This window comes from Alteromonas sp. G4i13, assembly GCF_054960505.1.
Map to the genome: position 1 here is coordinate 43,507 of NZ_JBHNYX010000003.1, position 18,335 is coordinate 61,841.

An 18,335-nucleotide genomic window follows, 5' to 3' on the forward strand; every position below is an offset into this window, starting at 1 on the left:
GTATATATTTCTGCAGTTATACTTAAATGGCTTGAGCGGTCGTCGCGGCCTGACTCATTTTCTGTAATTTATATCTGTCCTGACTGAGGATATTCTTGCAATTGTTCCCAAACCACTCGAGTGAAGAGTCAATATTTCGCAGAGATGGTTTCGAGTACAGATATTCAATAAACCCTTGATAATCTACGGCACCGTCGAAAATGGGAACCATGCCTTCTCGCGAGCCTGCTGCGGCATACACATTGTCTGGAGCAAACACACTTAAGTGTTTACTGCTACTTATGTTTTTAAAGTGAAAATGATTTATATATGGAGCGAGTTGTTCACAAGAGGAAATAATGTCAGCGCCAGATTCCCATACATGCAACACATCGTAATTTAGTTGCAAATTGTCTTTGTTAACTTTTTCAAACAATTCAATGGTAGAACCCACCGAGTCAGCGTAAGTGTTAGGGTGTGTTTCGATAACTAAGTTAAGCCCATAGTCGCTAAGCCAATCACAAACAAGTTGTAACCGCTCGAAAAGCAGGTTTTTTCGGTCTTCAGGTATGGCTGCGCTGCCTTCGTTGCCAGCAAATGTGCGAATCTTGGTTGCCCCCCAGTGTTTAGCCAAACGACAAAGGCGATGAACCTTAAAATACAAAGCGTCGTTCCCTTCAAAAAGTGGCAGATAATCGCTTAGCATGGATGTTTTCAACGCGTAGCTTGAGAGCCACTCTTTCCCATACTCGGGTTGGTCTTCTAAATTCGTAGCATGTGCACCCCATAATTCGATCCCCTGAAAACCATTTGCCACAGACCATTTTGCAATTTCAGCGATTGAGATAAGTTGGTGCCTAAAAGTGATGGTGCATACTGAAAGATTCATACGGCGGCCTCCAAGTTTTCTACGCCCACGGTATTGTTAGCTTTTTTATCTTGAAGGTTGTGAAAAACTAGCCAGTCTTGGTACACAGTTTGAAGTTTACATTTAATTTTTCTCTCCGTGGTATCTTGCTCATTGAGTAATGTGAAAAGTTCATCAAACAACGGTAATGTGTCTTGATTCTCTTTAGCTAATTCAGAGAGCTTGATCGCTCGGTATTGTATTGCTTTGTATGTAGAAACCAGCTTTTCTATTTCATCACACCAAAGCTCGAATGTTACTTCTGGAAATCCAATATCTCTCCAGAAATAAGCAAAGCCATGTTCATAGGCGTATTTCCTAATTGCAAGAACGGGGATTTGCTTAAGGGCATTACCCAGCAATGCTCTATCAGCAGGTTTTTGTTGATGAGCTACAATGACTTTCCGGATTGCATCCGTTAACACGTTGTGTTCAGGGAAAAATGTAGCATCGAAATAACTGGAAATAGCTTGCAGAGAAGAATGCGTTATATGATTACTATCAAATACGTAGCCCCCCGCAACATGTGGTGATGAAATAGCGTTGAGAACATCCTTACGCTTAACCTCTCCTTCCCACCTGAAGTCTGGGTCCATCATAAGCCACCGTTCCGTATCTTCCGTCTTCTTTAGCATTACATAGTGAGGGAAAGGATTCTGGTTAAACTTATTTTCTCGCTCAGGTAATAAGTACATATCTAGCATTACCATGATGTTCTGGGAAGGCGTTGCGTCATTGAGCAACCTTTCCAAATTGGCAATGTTCTGAGCTTTCGTCTGTTCATTGTTATACCAAGAGGTAACCTCTACGCCATAAATTTCCTTATACCATTGAATAAAAAAGTCGTGGCTAATAGATTCGTCGTGATAGGCAAGCATGTGGTCTTTATTGACGACTACCTCCGCGTCCCACACACCAAAATAAAAAGGACGATGATCGACTTTGGGCGATGCTTTTATACATTCACACAAACAGCTTACAAAACAGTGGACTTTAATGTCTTCGAACGGCACTTCATCTACACTATCACTTACCTCAATGTTGTTGGTTTGCTGATAAGATAAAATGAAGTGAGCAAGGCTCTCGACAGTATTAACATCCTCTTGAGATATTGCACTTTCCGGTATTTCAATATCGTGATTCAACTCTAAATGGATAAGCAACTGCATAAGCAACACTGAATCAATATAGAGATCTTCGTTTAAACGAGCTCGTGGAGAAAATTTTTGCATGTGCTTGCAATCCATATCATGTGCCAGCACGTGTTCAATTGTGTTTATTAAGGACTCTGAATTCATAACGCACTCTAGGCTGTAGCTGCTGTTGTTTCTGCTTCTAACTGGAAATTCTTTGCAATTTCGTTGCGATTTACTTTGCCATTGGGTAAGCGCTTGATCGCATCAACCTGTATGAAATCGAACGGCACCTGATATGTGGCTAGTTGCTTGTGGCACCAACTTCGCAACGCGGCCTTATCTTCATTCGAATAACGATGTGGCGCGCAAAATTGAAGATAAGCTCGATAGCCTGTACTTCTGTCCTGTACTTTAAATAAAACGGCATCGTCAATGTCAGGGTGACTAAGCACAACGTCTTCCACGTCTTTGGGGTACACATTAAGCCCCGATACAATAATGGTATCGTCTTGGCGCGCAACGAAGCACAGTTGGTGCACACCATCTTTGTCTTCAAAATAACCGAGATCATTGGTATAAATTTCGGCCGATTGTCCATCAAGCGGTTGTTTAATTTTGATAACTATTTCACTGGGAGCACTTTGGCTGCTGCCTGCTTTAACGCTAAGGTGAGGAAGGACTTCGCCTATTACATTTGTGCTTTCAAAGGTTTTACTTATTGCAACGCACCCGGCCTCAGAACATCCATACTGTTGATAAAAATGTTCCACTTTTGATTTGGCTCGCTCAAAGACAGGTCCTGACATGAGTGTGCCAGAGGTAATTACAGCGTGAAGTTTGCTTGTTTTGGGCCATAGCATACATACGGTATCTATCATTAACGGTGACGAATACAGCAATGGTTGCTCAAGTTTGAGCAATGCTTTTAGCAAATGTTTAGGATTTATACTGGTAAAGATTCTGGGGTGCTTGCCTCTGGCAAGGCCAACGAATATACCGCAAATGAGCCCGTAAGAATGAGTAACAGGGCAAGCAATCACCGGAGTCATTGAATTGGGTGCACTGAAATGTGCAACATAAGCAGACACCTCTTGATCGATACTACGCCAAGACCGTTTTATGCTCTTTGGTGCACCAGTGGTTCCAGAGCTCATTTGAATTAATCCTGGAGTATTATCAGGCTTTTCGTTTTTAGGGAATATAATTACATTGTTTAGAGTTTGGTAAATGAGGGCATAGCAACCGGCATTTTCCGCGTATTTTTTCGCTAGTTTTTCTGGCGTACTGGCATTAATTGGCATCACGGTAAGGCCCGCTTCCTTCGCGTAAAAACACAGTGAAAGCCAGTCGCTGACGCTTTCTATGCACACAGCCACACTACCCTTTTTTGAGCTCAGATAGGGTGCGTTTGAAAAGATTTTAAATTTCGAGCTGATGTCTTGGGCTGAGAGGACATTATCGTCAATACTAAGCATACGATTCTCCGCAGGTATCTTTGGCAAATTTTGCTAAAGGGTTTGTAATGGTATGGTGGAACTCTTCATGCGCATTGCTTGCGTAGAGTTTTTTCTTCAAAAGCGACTCAGTAATAACCTGTGTTTCAAATATATTGAGACGGTTAATTCGGCTATGTGGCGTCACACCACTATCGTTGTAGGAACGTAAGACACTAAATACCTTTGACCAAAAAGTGTTCTCATCACAATAGTTCTGCTCAGAGAAAAGAAACGACAGCTCGGTCAGGTTATAGACGAACACGGTATCGACAAATAGCTCTCGCAAGGCTTCGACGTCTTCCATCCAGTAATAAAGATTGGCAGGTGCGTTAACATACTCTGGATTAATCTTATCGAATTCTGGTACGTTACTTTTGTTCGCAAGAAAGTCAGGCACGAACTCTAAACTTTCGTGAAAGTCCCGCAGAATGACTTTCACAGGTAATCCATCTTTCAGTACAACGGACGTATTCTGAGCATGTGCCTCAATGGCTATACCGTGATGAATCAATAAATGCCAGACGGCAAGAACAACCGTGTTAAAAAGCGCTTCTAGCCATTTTTCTACCCCATGTTTCTCAATCCAATGCGCCACGAAAGGCTTTCCGTCAACTTCAGTACTTGCAAGTACGGGGAATGGTACAGTTTGATAATTCGGTTCGTTCAGCACACTGGCATCGCGAAAGATAACACTAAGGCTTGGGGATAAATCATCAGCCCAACTGCCATTTTCTCCACTATCCGCTGATTGCTTTAGCGCAATGCCTGCGTATTCACTTTGTATAGATAGCGCATCACGGCTATGTAGCCATTCATCTTCGGCTATTAGGTTAGTCAACCAATTTGAAATATGTGGCGCAGTACAAACTGAATGAGGTTCAATAGTGCGCAAAGAGGACGTGTTGACGATATTGAGCGGCAGTTTGACGCTCGCTTTGTTGACGTTACTTGTATTGAGCAAGGTTCTTAATGAAATACTGGCTTGATAATCGTCTCCAGCTAAGCCCAGAGAATAAACGTCACCGTTTGATAACGGTTTTTCAAGAGAAGGCTTTAGCTTGTTATATTGCCACGGATGAACCGGTAAAAAACAGTAACGTTGGTTATCCCCGCCGTGTTTACGTAAGCTGTCAGACAGAATTTTGTAGGTAGATTGGCCTAGCTCTCTTTTCCAAAAACTTTGCTCAACTTCACCGTTGAAATTTACGGACAAGTATTCACGCTTTACTGCAAGCCAATGAAGCTTAAACGTATTGTTGGCTTCAGGCCCATATTTTTCGTGGTCTTCAATGCTAAAGCCACTTCTTGATTTAAAGCATGGATGGTACGGGTGGCCCTCAGTTAAAGCAGACTCTAAGCGAATATAGCTCAGTGCTCGTCTACTTGAGAGTTGTAGCAGGTTTTGTTGATTCCAGCGGCAAAGTAACAGTGTATGTTTTAACTCTTCGACTAGCTTATTTTGTCTTTCTTTGCTGCAAGGAAGCGTATGGATAATCTTCGCTGCGTCAGATAACGTAAGAGGGTCACCGTTTATCTTAATAGAATTGGCATCTAGACGAACCCGACTGAAAAGCGTTTGTTTGCCATTAGCTGTTACAAAATTGTCGCCCACTTGAAATGTGAAAAGTCCATCCTCAAAACAGAAATCAACTAAGCCTTCGAAGATAAGCGCTTCAATTAATTGTCGAACAACGCGTTTCTCGCTTTTACACGATACTTTTACACTTGTTCCTGTAGGCACGCTGAGATGCTCTTCGGTAATGTCTAGAGTGCAACTAGCAAGCATCAGCAATCACCTCTTCTAATTCACTCGCTTGTTTACAAACGAGCGATGGCGTGTCACTTCGAACCGCAACGCTTTTAAACGGGTTGGTTACCCAAACATAAACAGCTAGCTCGTCTTCGGCTTCTAACTCGTCCACGTCTTCAACGCGAGTCAGAAGATTGGCTTTGAAAGGCAGTTTTTCTCGCTCCAATACCGATGTGACGAATGCTGTGCCCAACGAACCTAAAGTGGGAAGAATGGAATTTAGCCTGGTGTACACTTTTTGAAGCAGCGTACCTTCTTGAACAAGTTGATCGGCACCTAGGCGGTTGATGACAGCGAATAATTGATTAAAGAATAAGTAGTATGTGAAGCGATTAATTATCATTTGTTCACCGTAGAACAGGTCATCGCACTGAGCGAGTCGCGGTTCCATAGTCTCAAGAATTTGCTGTCTTTCTTTTGACAAATAAAACCCTTGGTTATCACGATAATAGTAAGCAGTTGGGTAACCTTCGCTTAAATCCAGAAGTGAATTTTGCTGGTGCGCCTCTAACGCTATACCACACTGGTCAAAAAGTCTGATTGCTGGCTCAATTGCACAGTCTAGGTAATTATCAAACCAAGTTAGCGCGACATCAGCACATTCCTCGCCTTCTTTCTGGGCTAACATATGGATTATTTTGGCAAGTCGCGAGTAAGTTCCTGGTACAAGTGGCTCTTGTACCAAGGCGGCTATAGATTGCGTTCCGCCAAGCCCTGTGATTTCATTTTTTGAGTTAAATGGATTTTTTCTGAGTATCAACTCAAACCCACTTTCTTTTGAGGCGCCAGCGTTCAATGAAATATAAGCCGGGTCGTCGATGAACTTGAATTTAGGATAAAGCCTTGAAAAGCCGCATCGTTGAAGCAGTCGACAAAGTGTTACTCCGGCCTCTAACTCATGGTGCATGTTCTTTCGCAATGAATTCGTTACTTTTACTGGTATCGATAGCTTAACCATGTAATTAAGCTCGGCGTTATACAACGTTCTGACGGAAGACGTAGGTGTAAATAGAGGCCCTAATTCGCCCAATTGAATCAACTCACCTTTGTTGAGCAGATCTTGAATGTGAGGCTTAGCGCACAACCAATCCGCTTGAAGCGGATGCAGAGCCAGCAGCTTTAAATTGTCTTTTCGAAGTTTTTCGATAAGTGTTTTTGTAGAATCTTTGCCATCGCTTAAAACAATATCTTCTAGTATCTCAAAGGCTGAAATGGACTCAGCACTATTAGAAAGAGTGATATCCTGCTTGGCAGCAAAATAATGCAGTCTAAATTGGCTTTTAAGCTCTGGGGTAAAAAGTTCATGCTGCCATCGGTGCATGCCCTGTCTTGACTTTGGCGTAGGGTGTAACCAATGACCAAAAAGTATAGCTTGTTCAGAATCAATAAACTTATTACTTGCGAGATCGGGATCGCCATCACGGTTTTCTAAGTAAAGCGCCATAATCTGATGGCTTTCGATTGTTCTGGCGTAAAGCTCTAAACTCTGCTCGTCGACTGCATCATTTGGCTCATGGCTCTCTTTGCTACCACTGTATATTTCGTCAATAAGCAACAAAATAGCGTTCATTAGTGATACTTCTTCCCATTGAAAACTATTGGGGAGTTGCTTGAAAACTGCTGTGAATGCATGACGACCTACTGTAGAGCGGTAGGATGCTGATATTGAAAGTCGAGTATTAGTAGAGGTTAAATATAGCTCTACGGCATAGTTGTCGTTTGGTTGTAACTGTATTCCTGTCCGAATTACCCAGTCTTCTTTTGTGTGCCAAACACCGGAATCGATTTCTTTAATATAGGCATTAAAAAACGCTTGAAACGACGCGATATTAGCTTGTTTCTTAGCTACTGAAGTCATGTACAGACCCTTTTAAGATGAGCAAATTACCGGGCCAATCTAGTGAGAATGGTTCTCATTAGCAATAAATTTTACATTTGTTACATGTGGGTATTTTTTAGGTAGTAATGTTTATAAACCAAAACCACTGCGAGTAAAAAGGTCACCCATTCAGCCGCAGGCAGCGCAACAAGGAAGGAAATGTTGATGTCGTTACCTTCATTAGCCAGGGGTGATGGCGTGAAGTGAAATAGCAATACTAGGAAACTAACAGGGAATAAAATGCTTCTACCTAACGCTATGACAGCGGAATGTAATGGTTTTTCAATTGCAGTCAAAAATACACTGAGCAGTACGTTACAGCCATTTACAAGAAACAGTGGCCAAACATATAAAATGATGGTGTGCGCGTATTTAGTAGCTTGTTGTTGGGAAGGCTCGATAAAAAGCGCCACAAAAACATGATTAAACCACAGTAAACAAACCGTCAATATTAGCCCTGCTATGAATGCTGTAGTTAGCGCTATAAGCAGGAAAGCATTAACACGTGACGTGTGGCTCGCTCCGCGGTTGTAGCTAACGAGCAGGTGAAGCGCATCTGCTATACCGAAACTAAGCATAATACTTAAAAAGATAAAGTAGTTAACTACACTGTATGCCGCAACGCCAATGCTGCCAGAATTGATAACGAGCAGAGTGTTAATTACAAGAAAAAGAACACCCACAGAAATTTCATTAGTAAACTCAGATAATCCATTTTTTACGGCTCTGAATACACGACGCCATGGCTTATTAAACGTCGAAAAGGTTATTGCACGATTTTTGTCAGCAAAATAAAGAAGTAGTACAGAGAGCTGCACAATTTGAGCAGCAGCCGTTGCGTAAGCTGCGCCTTTAATACCGTATTCCAAGTACGCCACTAATAATGCGTCGAGTAAAATATTTGTCACTGCACCCAAGGCTAATGCAATAGTTGCAAGCTTGGTGTAACCGTCTGCACGGACAAGATAGTAAAACACCATCGTAGAAAATTGAAAAATGAAGACCCATCGGATTACTGACAAATACTCTCTAGTCAACGGTACGACATCGGACGGAATGTGAAGAAGCCAGAATAGAAAAGGCTCTGCAACGAAGCTTACCACTGCCAACATAATATTAAGCGTTAAAGCAACAACGATTATTTGTGTAAATAGCGCACTGGCAGATTTTGTGTCGCCCTTCCCCATAAAAGTACCAATCGATACGCTTCCTCCAATGGCTAGCATTAACGAGAGAGCGACCAGAAAGGTGATGTAGGGTAATAGTAATGAAACTGCGGCTAACCCAGATGCACCGACATATTGTCCTATAAAGATGCCATCGACTAGACTTGCAGTCGTTAAAGCAACAAGCCCTATGAGCGATAAGAAAGCTTGCTGAAAAAAAGTGCCGATCAATGGGTTGTGTAAGATTGCATCTTTTGTAGAAAGTGACATTACAACTTCTCTAAATTAATATAACGCAATCCTAAGTTTGTTATGTGGCGCAATCAATTAAGGTTACATTTGTCACACTTGTTAACGCATTGTTACTTTGTCGTCTTGGTAAGGGTTAATATTTTTCACGGTATGAATTCATTACCTGCGCTTTCGCTTTGTGTCAGCAAGGCTCTTGATGTTTTGACTTTTTTGATGAAGCGCAACGTTTTGAGCAATAACGTACATTTTCCCAGTTCTTTTCCCATTTTTTGCGCCAAGTAAATGGTCTCTGACAAACCGGACAAATTTTGGTGGGTAAATCAGACTTCTTCATTTTTCGTTAGCTTAGCCAGGAATGTTGAGGCATCTTGCTTCATAGTTTCGATATTTTCTTCTTTCATTCGCCCGTAGGTTTTATAGATCATGGCCATGCGGTGATTGTTACTCAATTTTTCCTTGTGTTTGTCAATAAAGTGCCAGTATAAGTAGTTAAACGGGCACGCTTTTGGTCCGGTCTTTTTAGAAACTTGGTATCCGCAATTTTTGCAGTAATTGCTCATCTTGTTGATGTAGCTTCCGCTTGCGACGTAGGGCTTACTTGCTAGGTTACCTCCATCGCTATACAAAATCATGCCTGCAACATTAGGAAGTTCAACCCATTCATATGCGTCGGCATACACTAACAGATACCAGGCCTGCACTTCCTCAGGGCTAAGTTCAGTTAAAAGACTAAAATTACCAATAACCATCAATCTTTGTATGTGGTGGGCATAAGCGTTCTGCTGCGTTTCTTTAATACACTGGCGCATGCAGTTCATATTCGTCTGGGCGTCCCAAAAGAACGAGGGCAATGCGCGGCTGTTATTGAAGTAGTTATCAGTTTTTAGATTTGGCATAAAGTGCCAGTAGAACCCTCTGACATACTCCCGCCAGCCCAGAATCTGGCGAATGAACCCTTCAGCAGAATTCAGTGGAACTTTCCCTGCATGGTAAGCTTGCTCGGCTGCATGAATGGCTTCTTTTGGCGTCAATAAACCGCAGTTCAAATAAAACGCGATATGTGAATGGTAAAGCCAAGGCTTGCCTTCCACCATGGCGTCTTGATACTGACCAAAGTTAGGTAATCTTTCTTCTATAAAAGTATTCAATACGCTGAGTGCGTCTTTTCGAGTTACCGCAAAGTGGAAGTGATTGATATCGCCAAAATGATCGCTAAACTCGCTTTTTACGAGCTCGATAACTTTCGAAGTAATGTCATCAATCTCAAACGTAGAATGCTTCGGTACTCTCTGGGTTTCAGGCATTACTTCGCGATTCTGGGCATCGTAATTCCACTTACCGCCAATGGGATTTTTTCCTTCCATGAGCACGTTGTGTTTGCGACGCATCTCACGGTAAAAAAACTCCATTCGAAGTTGTTTCTTGCCTTCAGCCCAGTCCGTAAATTCATGTGGGGACGATAAAAAGCGATTGTCATCACATATACTAACGGGTATGCCAAGCACGTTTTCCCATTGCTCCATGCTTTTGAGTAAGCGGTACTCTCCGGGCATAGTCACCTTTACTTCGTCAAAATCATTTCCGTTAAGTTCATGCTTAACCTGAGCGAGCAAATCGCCCTGATTGTTTTTGTCGCTATAATGAACATAGTTAACGTTAAAATTGTCTTCTCGCAACGCTTTGGCAAAATGACGCATTGCGCTAAACAAAAACGCTATCTTCTTCTTATGGTGCTTAACGTACGTGGCTTCTTCACGTACTTCCGCCATCAAAATTGTGTCTTTGCTTTTTACTGCGTTAGCAATCGCTGGCAACGTCTCGGTAAGCTGATCGCCTAAAACTAAAATGAGTGCTGCCATACCCTACTCTTTTAATGTTTGGAATGCGTCTAGCGCGCGTTGACGCGATGCTTTTAAATCAACAATAGGTTTTGGGTATTCCTTACCAAGTTCTATACCTGCATCTTTCAATATCGCCGAAGGGGCTTCCCATGGCTTATGGATATACTTGTCTGACAGCTTGTTCAATTCAGGGCAATACTTACGCACATAGTTGCCCTTTTTATCAAATTTTTCGCCCTGTAGTATTGGGTTAAATATCCTGAAGTAAGGCGCAGCATCAGCGCCAGAACCCGCAACCCATTGCCAACTTGCACTGTTACTCGCAAGGTCGGCATCCAACAATGTATCCCAAAACCATCGCTCGCCTTCATGCCAACTGAGTAATAGATTTTTCACTAAAAACGAGCCCACGATCATGCGAACTCGATTGTGCATGTAGCCCGTTTGCCACAGTTCGCGCATGCCAGCGTCTACGATAGGAATGCCTGTATTTCCCTTTTGCCACGCTTTAAGCGCTTTCGCATCTGTGCGCCAAGGAAACTTATCGAACTTTTCGTTGAAGTTCTTATTAGGCAAAGTAGGAAAATGGAACAGCAAATAATAGCTGAACTCGCGCCAACCTAACTCACTCAAGTAGGTTTCAATGCTTTTGTCTTCACTATTTCCAAACTTGTCTTTTATCGCGTACCAAACTTGATTTGGAGACACTTCACCAAAGTGTAAATGCGGCGACAAACGCGATGTCCCATTGGCTGACGGTATGTCTCTGCCGTCTTTGTATTTACGTGCTGAATTTTCAATAAAGTCAGCTAAATTATCAGCGGCGCCGTCTTCGCCTGGTGACCACTCTTTTTCAATGGTTGCATCCCAGTTGATGGAAGGGAGTAAGTCTAGCGATGTTAATCCATCGCTGTCGTTGTCGACATCCGCATAAGTAATACGTGCGGGTGGTGCTTTGGGATAACGAGGCTCTTCAACCTGCAGGCAGCCCTTCTTGTAGTAGGGTGTAAATACGCGATACGGTGTACCGTCTTTCTTCAATACTTTCATTGGCTCCCATAGTAAGCTGCCGTTACAGCTATGGGCTTCATAATCATGCTCGATTAAGGTTTTCTTGATCGTTTTATCGCGGTTTATTTGCCATGGCTCATAGCACCGATTCCAAAAGATACCTTTAGCGTTAAATGACTTCATTAACTTTGGAATAAGTGTCTGTGGGTCACCCTTAAATATTTGTAAATGTCCGTTCAAGCGTTTATTGAGCGACGAGAGTGAATGATGCAGCCACCATTTACTTGCCCCCCCAGGCTCTCTGCCATTAGGTGCAGTGTCATCATATATGTAGATGGGTACTATTTTTCCCATATCACAGGCAGCGTTTAAGGCCGGATTGTCTTTTACACGAAGGTCTTGTCTGAACCACATTATACTAACGGGAACGGTCACTTTTTTTCCTCAGGCATTGCGCCAAATCTTAATATTATTCGTATTGCATGTACTACGATAAAACTCGGATTCAGGATCCGTAGAAATAGTAAAAAAGTACTCAAAATTAGTATGATAAATCACCACCAACAAACAAAACGTACGAACAACAATCAACGAGGTTTATATTGGTTTCGACATGACCTTAGACTTCACGATAATGCTGCTATTTCTGCGCTGTGTGAAGCAGTTCAGCAGGTTACTTTTCTTTATATTCTTGATGATAAAGCGTTTACACCTACGACATATGGTTTTGCGCCTATGGGGAAACATAGGCACACATTCCTGCTTCAAACACTCGTGGATTTAAAACGGCAATTAGCTAAGCTCGGACATGATTTGCTCATTGTCAAAGGCGACCCTGCTGAGTGTTTAGTTCAATTGATGAAGTCCGGACAATATTCTCACCTTGGGGTAAGCGAGCACTGTGGTTTTGATGAGAGAGCACAATTAAATGCAGTAAAGCGCTTTTTCGATTCGGTAACAGTAATAGAAACTCCGACGTTTGGCTTATTTGATGCACAAACCCTTCCTTTCAACATAAAAGAGATGCCCGACGTTTTTAGTCCGTTTCGCAGAAAAGTGGAAAAGCACTGTAAGCCATTACCTGTCCATCCACCCATGGAAAGCTTACCAAGCCCTTTTACACCGCAATTAGATGAGTCTTTTTTATTCGCCATTGATACTGATTTACCAAGCCCGTCTCAATCATCGTTTGTTGGAGGTGAAACAGCAGCGCTGACGCATTTAAATACTTATCTCTTCGATTGGAAAGCTGCAGCAACGTATAAAGACACAAGGAACGCTTTAGATACTTGGCAAGACAGTACCAAGCTTTCGGCTTGGTTAGCGAACGGGTCGCTGTCTGCACGGGAAGTCATTCGGCAAGTTCAACAGTTTGAAGCAACCGTTGAAAAAAACGATTCCACTTATTGGATATATTTTGAATTACTTTGGCGCGAATTTTTTCACTGGTTACAGTGTAAATACGGGGCCAATTGGTTTCGTTTTGGCGGTATCCAGGGTAAAAAGCCGTCGACACAGCATTGTCCGGAAACCTTTGCGTTATGGTGCGAAGGAAAAACCGGTTATCCGATAGTCGATGCTTGCATGCGACAACTCGCTGAAACTGGCTATATGTCAAACCGAGGCAGGCAACTGGTTGCGAGCTGTTTTGTTCACGAACTAAGGCAGGACTGGCGATTCGGTGCAGCGTGGTTTGAGCATCAATTAATCGATTACGATGTGGGGAGTAATTGGGGCAATTGGCTTTACTTAGCTGGTGTTGGAAGCGACCCTCGAGGCCACAGACAGTTCAACCTTCAAAAGCAGACTGAGATTTATGATTCGGACGGCCAATTTCGTAAAAAGTGGTTGTAGTTAGTTCGTCATATGGTTCCAGTACATTCTAAACAATCTGTGACTGTCATATGGTTTAAACGTGACCTTCGTCTTCGAGACCACGAGCCTCTCTACCGTGCAGTTGAAAAAAACGAAAACATTCTTCCGCTTTTTTGTTGGGAACCTTCCCTTATAGCCGACCCGCATATGGACATGCGTCATTGGCAATTTATCCAGCAAAGTATCGACGACATTAACGCCCAGTTGCCTTCAGACGCCCGTTTACTGACCTTACACTGTGAAGTTATTGATGCGCTCGAATTTATTGCCCAGCACTACGCCATTTCAGCGGTTAGGAGTTACCAAGAAATAGGGTTGAGCGTTACGCATAACCGTGACATTTCAGTAAGTAACTATTTGAAGAAAAAGAAAATAAACCATATTGAGTCCCAGTATGGCGCAGTAATGCGTGGTTTGCCTCACCGTGAGCAATGGCAGCAAAACTGGGATCGTCACTTTAGAACGAAAACCTATGATATTGATATAAACAGCGTTAATTGGGTCGACTGGACCCAGCACAACAACATCAATACTGCTTGCAAAAATTTAGATGAGCTTGGTCTGTTTGATTGTCATATTACTAGTCAAACCGGCACTCATTTTAGCGAGAAATCGAATTATTATCGGCAAGATGTTTTAGACAAGTTAAAAAAATTAAACAAGATGCAGCCAGGCGGTGAAAGGCGTGCTTGGCAAGTATTAAAAGATTTTTTCGATGCTAGAGGACAATACTACCATCAACATATTTCTAAGCCGGAATATGCAAGACGGGCATGTTCTCGTTTAAGTCCCTACTTGGCATGGGGCAATCTATCAATTAAGCAAGTTTACCAAAGCGTTCAACATCAAAAGCAGACGAAAAAGTTACTGCCGAATTCTGATAGAAAACAATGGAGTCGCGCCCTAGCCGCTTTAACGTCTCGGTTACATTGGCACTGCCATTTTATTCAAAAATTTGAGAGCGAACACAGTATTGAATGGCGACCAATGAATAGTGGATACGAAAACTTTCCGTTTATAGATGGTCCAGAAGCCGAGCGTCGCTTTTACCTTTGGACAATGGGATTGACCGGCTATCCGTTGGTAGATGCCTGCATGCGAGCACTTAAGTATACCGGGTACTTAAACTTTCGAATGCGCGCCATGGTAACCAGTTTTCTGTGTCATCACCTAAATGTACATTGGCTAAAGGCAGCGCATTATTTGGCAACACAGTTCTTAGATTTTGAGCCAGGTATTCATTACCCCCAAATACAGATGCAGGCTAGCGTAACCGGCATTCACACCGTGCGGTTATACAACCCTGCAACACAATCTTCAAAATTAGATCCTGAAGGTGTATTCATTAAGAAGTGGGTGCCAGAACTTGCTAAATTACCCAGTGAAGCTGTTCACGCCCCTCACTTATTGCCGCCCCTAGAAGCGCAAATGTTAGATTTTGACGTTGAACGCGACTACGTTGAACCGCTCGTTGATATAACAGAGAATAATCGCATCACGGCAAAGCGCTTATGGGACTATCGCGAGCGAGATGATGTGGTTAAAGAAGCGCATCGCATTGTGAAACGCCACACCATGCAAAATAGTCCAAGTCGTGCATGGCTGAAAACAAAAATTAAATAAACCGGCTAACGGTTATTTTTGCGAAGCCATTCATTCAGTAGTTTAATTTGTCCGCATTTGTAAGCTGCGTACATAAGCCGCATGGCATTTGACATAGCTTCACTGTCAGTCCAGCCAGTTTTGTCGCGTATTTCATCATAACATGCTTTTGCTTCAGGGCTAACATAGCCCCGTACAAGTTTCTTACCTGCGTCTTTTTGCCTTTCTCTGAACCTTCGTTGTTTATCAGCGTTGGCTTTAGCTCTATCTGCGGCACTCTTTTTAATGCTTTTTTTCGTTGTTTGTTCTGTCATAGTTTTCACACAATGTTACGTTACTGTAGAGCTTGTATTTAGAAGTCGTACAAAAATCACACGTGTAGAACGATGTTTGTACAAGCCAAAGTTGCTAAACCTATATTAGCATGCGTTTTTCTTCAGAAAAATGACTGTTCAGAGTTGTTTGGCGTACAACTGTTCGCTAAATTAGCAGCGTCACTTTAATAACAGCAACGAGTTGGGAATGTCAGAGAAGAAAAATAGTTTTAACAAAGAAGATTTATTGGCGTGTAGCCGTGGTGAAATGTTTGGCCCAGGTAACAGTCAACTTCCCGCACCTAACATGTTAATGATGGACCGCGTAGTTTCAATTACAGAAGATGGCGGTGAGCATGGGAAAGGCGAAATTATCGCTGAATTAGATATTACCCCCGATTTATGGTTTTTTGATTGTCACTTCCCAGGTGATCCGGTAATGCCGGGATGCCTAGGCCTAGACGCGATGTGGCAGTTAGTTGGTTTCTTCTTAGGTTGGAGCGGCGGCCCTGGTAAAGGCCGAGCTTTAGGTGTAGGTGAAGTTAAATTTACCGGTCAAATCCTTCCAACTGCTAAGAAGGTAACGTATAAGATCACGATGAAGCGCGTGATAAAGCGTAAACTCTTCATGGGTATGGCAGATGGTTCAGTAGAAGTTGATGGCCGTGAGATTTACGTAGCGAAAGATTTGAAAGTTGGCTTGTTCCAAGATACCTCAAACTTCTAGACTGCCTTTATAGAGCTATAAGGTCAATTACCGTTGACCAACAAAAAAGCCCCTTTTCAGGGGCTTTCCTTTTTGCATAATCAGTTCATAAAAGAGAAGTGTTATTTAACACTTAATCCTAAGTGTCTGTCTTCTACTGCCTCGCGCCATCCACCTAACCACTGTGAACGTGCATCGTTTTGCTGAAATGGACAATTTTCCTTTGAACGACCGCTAATGCCAGCTTGATAGCCTTTCGAATGGGCGCGTGTCAGTTTATCTCTTTTTTGTCTTTTCATTGATTAGCCTCTTTTGTTTGTTGAAAGTACAACAAATCATTTTCTCGAGCGCTCTACATCATTTCGGTTGATAGTGCCGGAAAAGTGATTGCGTACAATACTGTGATAGTGCAATTAACTAAATGGTTCAAGAAAAATAAAAAATAAAAGGGCTTGACAAAATTTAAATAAATGAAGTTTCTATGAAATTTATGTTACATTTTTTATGCATAAATATGTCTTTTTTTACGTTTTTTAGGCATAAAAAAAGCCACGCATAGGTGGCTCTTTTAATATTGATTACATATTGTCCAAATGGTCAGCTATTTCTTTATACGTCTACGCATAAATACTGCAGCAAATAGACCAAAAAATGCGAGTAAACCTGTTGCAGCTCCTTTTCGCTCATAGGGCTGTTCGTCCTCAGGAATTTCACATTCATCTATGGAACCATTCGATAATGGAGACAGTTTAACCGCCACTACGGAGTCGATTTCTTCTGTTTCACCGTCTGAATTAATTATATCGTTACCCGTTACATACTTGTTCGTAGCTTTAATTCTCGCATTCGCAATGATCTCATTATCATCGTTGATATCTACTGCTTCAATTAGCTCATATGGGTTATCACAAGAAACTAAATCATTTAAGTTAGTAAACTCTTCAGTATCAATGTTGTACATAAATGCCGCTGTATCGCGAAGCGTATCACTCGTTGCATCCACGTCTGCCTTACCCACTACGATATTATTATTGTTAATGGCATTCGCAGTCACACCAGCACTCACGAAGAAGCCATCAGGGTAATGCTGTTCTTGGGTATCAAGGTTGTATACAAACAAACGAGAGCGTGCGATATCGCTTTGTGAACGAAGCACTGCACCCGTCACCCAATTTTCATCATTAATTGCGATAGCCTGGCTAATGATATTTTCTTCGCGTGGAAGAAGTTCAATGGTTTCACCGTCTCTGAAAACCGTTGCAACTCGTTCACTTTCAGTCCTGCCTGATGTATTTGGGCGCGTTATCGTAATACGATCTCCAGTAAGGCCTTCACCGACTGCGATACCTTGGTTATTTATGTCATAGGCATACGTGAAATAGTGGCGTGTATCGTCTTCATCAGGTTCAAATAATAACGGGTAGGTATCGGTGCTGATTACATCGCCGTTGACATCGATCTGCCAAATGGTAGCGTTAACCTCAGACAGCAATACGAAGCTCGGTAAGTAATTTGTAGATGAATTAATGAAGTAGCTAGAAATACGTGGAACAGCAAAATCGCCATTATAAATAGTAAACAGGCAGCGACCTTCAGATGTGTCACCACGAGACTCATCGTCTGTACACGTTTCAACAGCATCGGCAACATCATCGCGGAAACTAACAGTACTGAAACCTGCAACCTGTAAGTTTGCGTTTATTGCTCGAGCTGAAGAGAACCCTCCTACAGTGTCATCAACAGCTGGAAGTACTTTAGTCTCTCCAGATGCTTGAACAAAGGCTTGTTGTGCTGACTCTGGATACGTGTAGTTTAATGTATCGCCATCTTCGTTCTCATATGGGTCTAGAACAACCAGTCCCGAAGAATCACCGACAATAAAGTTACCGTTCAAGCTGTCACGACCAGTCGATTCAACAGATCGCGTATAGTCATCAAATTTGTCTGTAACTTCATCAAGACCTGGTACTAATGATATATCTTGAGTGTCGGTTGCATAGGTTCTATACGACGCTAGCTTCTGTCCCGTTGTAAGATTTGGGTTCGATAGAAGATAGTTTACTACCGTGGTGTAGTCTATGTCTGTAAAAACACCCTGGCGTGCGTCATCTTCGTTTTCTAGACTCTCACCGAACTGGTCAAAAAAAGTCGTGTCTTCTTCAAGCTGCTCTGCGTCGATTGGTGGATTGAACTCCAGTTGAACGACAGACAACATTTTGCCTGAGTTATCAATCGAACGAGCAAAATTGTTTCTAGCGGTATCCTGTAAAGGAAGAGGCGTCACTGAATAGGTCGCGGCGAATGCCGAAACACTTCCTGTTGCCAACAGAACGGCGGCGGCAAGCTGAGTTCGTTTCATTT

The 18,335-nt window shown here is 42.4% G+C and carries 15 protein-coding genes; 3 read left to right on the forward strand and 12 right to left on the reverse strand.

The features are described from left to right. Positions 1–22: 22 nt before the first annotated feature. The 9 genes from ACFI6J_RS02015 to ACFI6J_RS02055 form a co-directional block, all read right to left on the reverse strand. Positions 23–868 carry a sugar phosphate isomerase/epimerase family protein gene (locus ACFI6J_RS02015; RefSeq protein ID WP_039227687.1) on the reverse strand — a complete coding sequence of 282 codons (846 nt, stop codon included), beginning with the start codon at positions 866–868 and terminating at the stop codon, positions 23–25. Beyond that, positions 865–2,118, reverse strand: a complete 1,254-nt coding sequence (locus tag ACFI6J_RS02020; RefSeq protein ID WP_240491585.1) for a DUF6005 family protein — start codon at positions 2,116–2,118, stop codon at positions 865–867. Before ACFI6J_RS02020 ends, ACFI6J_RS02015 begins: the two co-directional genes overlap by 4 nt. 74 nt (positions 2,119–2,192) lie before the next feature. After that, complete coding sequence (locus tag ACFI6J_RS02025; protein WP_462585641.1) at positions 2,193–3,497, reverse strand: AMP-binding protein; 1,305 nt, start codon at positions 3,495–3,497, stop codon at positions 2,193–2,195. Beyond that, positions 3,490–5,304, reverse strand: a complete 1,815-nt coding sequence (locus tag ACFI6J_RS02030; RefSeq protein WP_081333998.1) for an IucA/IucC family protein — start codon at positions 5,302–5,304, stop codon at positions 3,490–3,492. Before ACFI6J_RS02030 ends, ACFI6J_RS02025 begins: the two co-directional genes overlap by 8 nt. Beyond that, the gene (locus ACFI6J_RS02035) at positions 5,294–7,186 is read right to left on the reverse strand and encodes an IucA/IucC family protein (protein ID WP_069944368.1); all 1,893 of its coding nucleotides are present in this window, start codon (positions 7,184–7,186) and stop codon (positions 5,294–5,296) included. The genes ACFI6J_RS02030 and ACFI6J_RS02035 overlap by 11 nt, the downstream gene beginning before the upstream one ends. 80 nt (positions 7,187–7,266) lie before the next feature. Then, complete coding sequence (locus ACFI6J_RS02040; RefSeq protein WP_069944367.1) at positions 7,267–8,643, reverse strand: MATE family efflux transporter; 1,377 nt, start codon at positions 8,641–8,643, stop codon at positions 7,267–7,269. Between the two features lie 163 nt (positions 8,644–8,806). Next, on the reverse strand, positions 8,807–8,959 hold the full coding sequence (locus ACFI6J_RS02045; RefSeq protein WP_014949565.1) for a DUF2256 domain-containing protein: 153 nt from the start codon (positions 8,957–8,959) through the stop codon (positions 8,807–8,809). Next, positions 8,946–10,484 carry a cryptochrome/photolyase family protein gene (locus ACFI6J_RS02050; RefSeq protein ID WP_069944366.1) on the reverse strand — a complete coding sequence of 513 codons (1,539 nt, stop codon included), beginning with the start codon at positions 10,482–10,484 and terminating at the stop codon, positions 8,946–8,948. Before ACFI6J_RS02050 ends, ACFI6J_RS02045 begins: the two co-directional genes overlap by 14 nt. Before the next feature lie 3 nt (positions 10,485–10,487). Further along, positions 10,488–11,912 (reverse strand): cryptochrome/photolyase family protein, encoded by a 1,425-nt coding sequence (locus ACFI6J_RS02055; RefSeq protein ID WP_069944365.1) that lies wholly within the window; start codon positions 11,910–11,912, stop codon positions 10,488–10,490. Positions 11,913–12,023: 111 nt separating this feature from the next. On the opposite strand from ACFI6J_RS02055, the gene ACFI6J_RS02060 reads away from it, so the two are divergent. Continuing rightward, a complete protein-coding gene (locus ACFI6J_RS02060) occupies positions 12,024–13,331 on the forward strand; it encodes a DASH family cryptochrome (RefSeq protein WP_069944364.1) in 1,308 nt (435 codons plus the stop codon). A 12-nt stretch (positions 13,332–13,343) separates the two neighbouring features. Next, on the forward strand, positions 13,344–14,975 hold the full coding sequence (locus ACFI6J_RS02065) for a cryptochrome/deoxyribodipyrimidine photo-lyase family protein (RefSeq protein WP_049586300.1): 1,632 nt from the start codon (positions 13,344–13,346) through the stop codon (positions 14,973–14,975). Positions 14,976–14,980: 5 nt separating this feature from the next. Here ACFI6J_RS02065 and ACFI6J_RS02070 read toward each other — a convergent pair whose 3' ends face one another. After that, the gene (locus tag ACFI6J_RS02070) at positions 14,981–15,268 is read right to left on the reverse strand and encodes a hypothetical protein (protein ID WP_014976601.1); all 288 of its coding nucleotides are present in this window, start codon (positions 15,266–15,268) and stop codon (positions 14,981–14,983) included. 208 nt (positions 15,269–15,476) lie between these two features. Between ACFI6J_RS02070 and fabA the strand changes: the two genes are divergently transcribed. Then, entirely contained in the window at positions 15,477–15,995 is a 519-nt protein-coding gene (fabA, locus tag ACFI6J_RS02075; RefSeq protein WP_014949559.1) for a bifunctional 3-hydroxydecanoyl-ACP dehydratase/trans-2-decenoyl-ACP isomerase, read from the forward strand. A gap of 101 nt (positions 15,996–16,096) precedes the next feature. Here the strand turns inward: fabA and rmf are convergent, their stop codons facing one another. Further along, complete coding sequence (rmf, locus tag ACFI6J_RS02080; protein WP_014949558.1) at positions 16,097–16,273, reverse strand: ribosome modulation factor; 177 nt, start codon at positions 16,271–16,273, stop codon at positions 16,097–16,099. Positions 16,274–16,575: 302 nt separating this feature from the next. After that, entirely contained in the window at positions 16,576–18,333 is a 1,758-nt protein-coding gene (locus ACFI6J_RS02085; RefSeq protein WP_061095051.1) for a DUF3466 family protein, read from the reverse strand. Positions 18,334–18,335 lie beyond the last annotated feature (2 nt).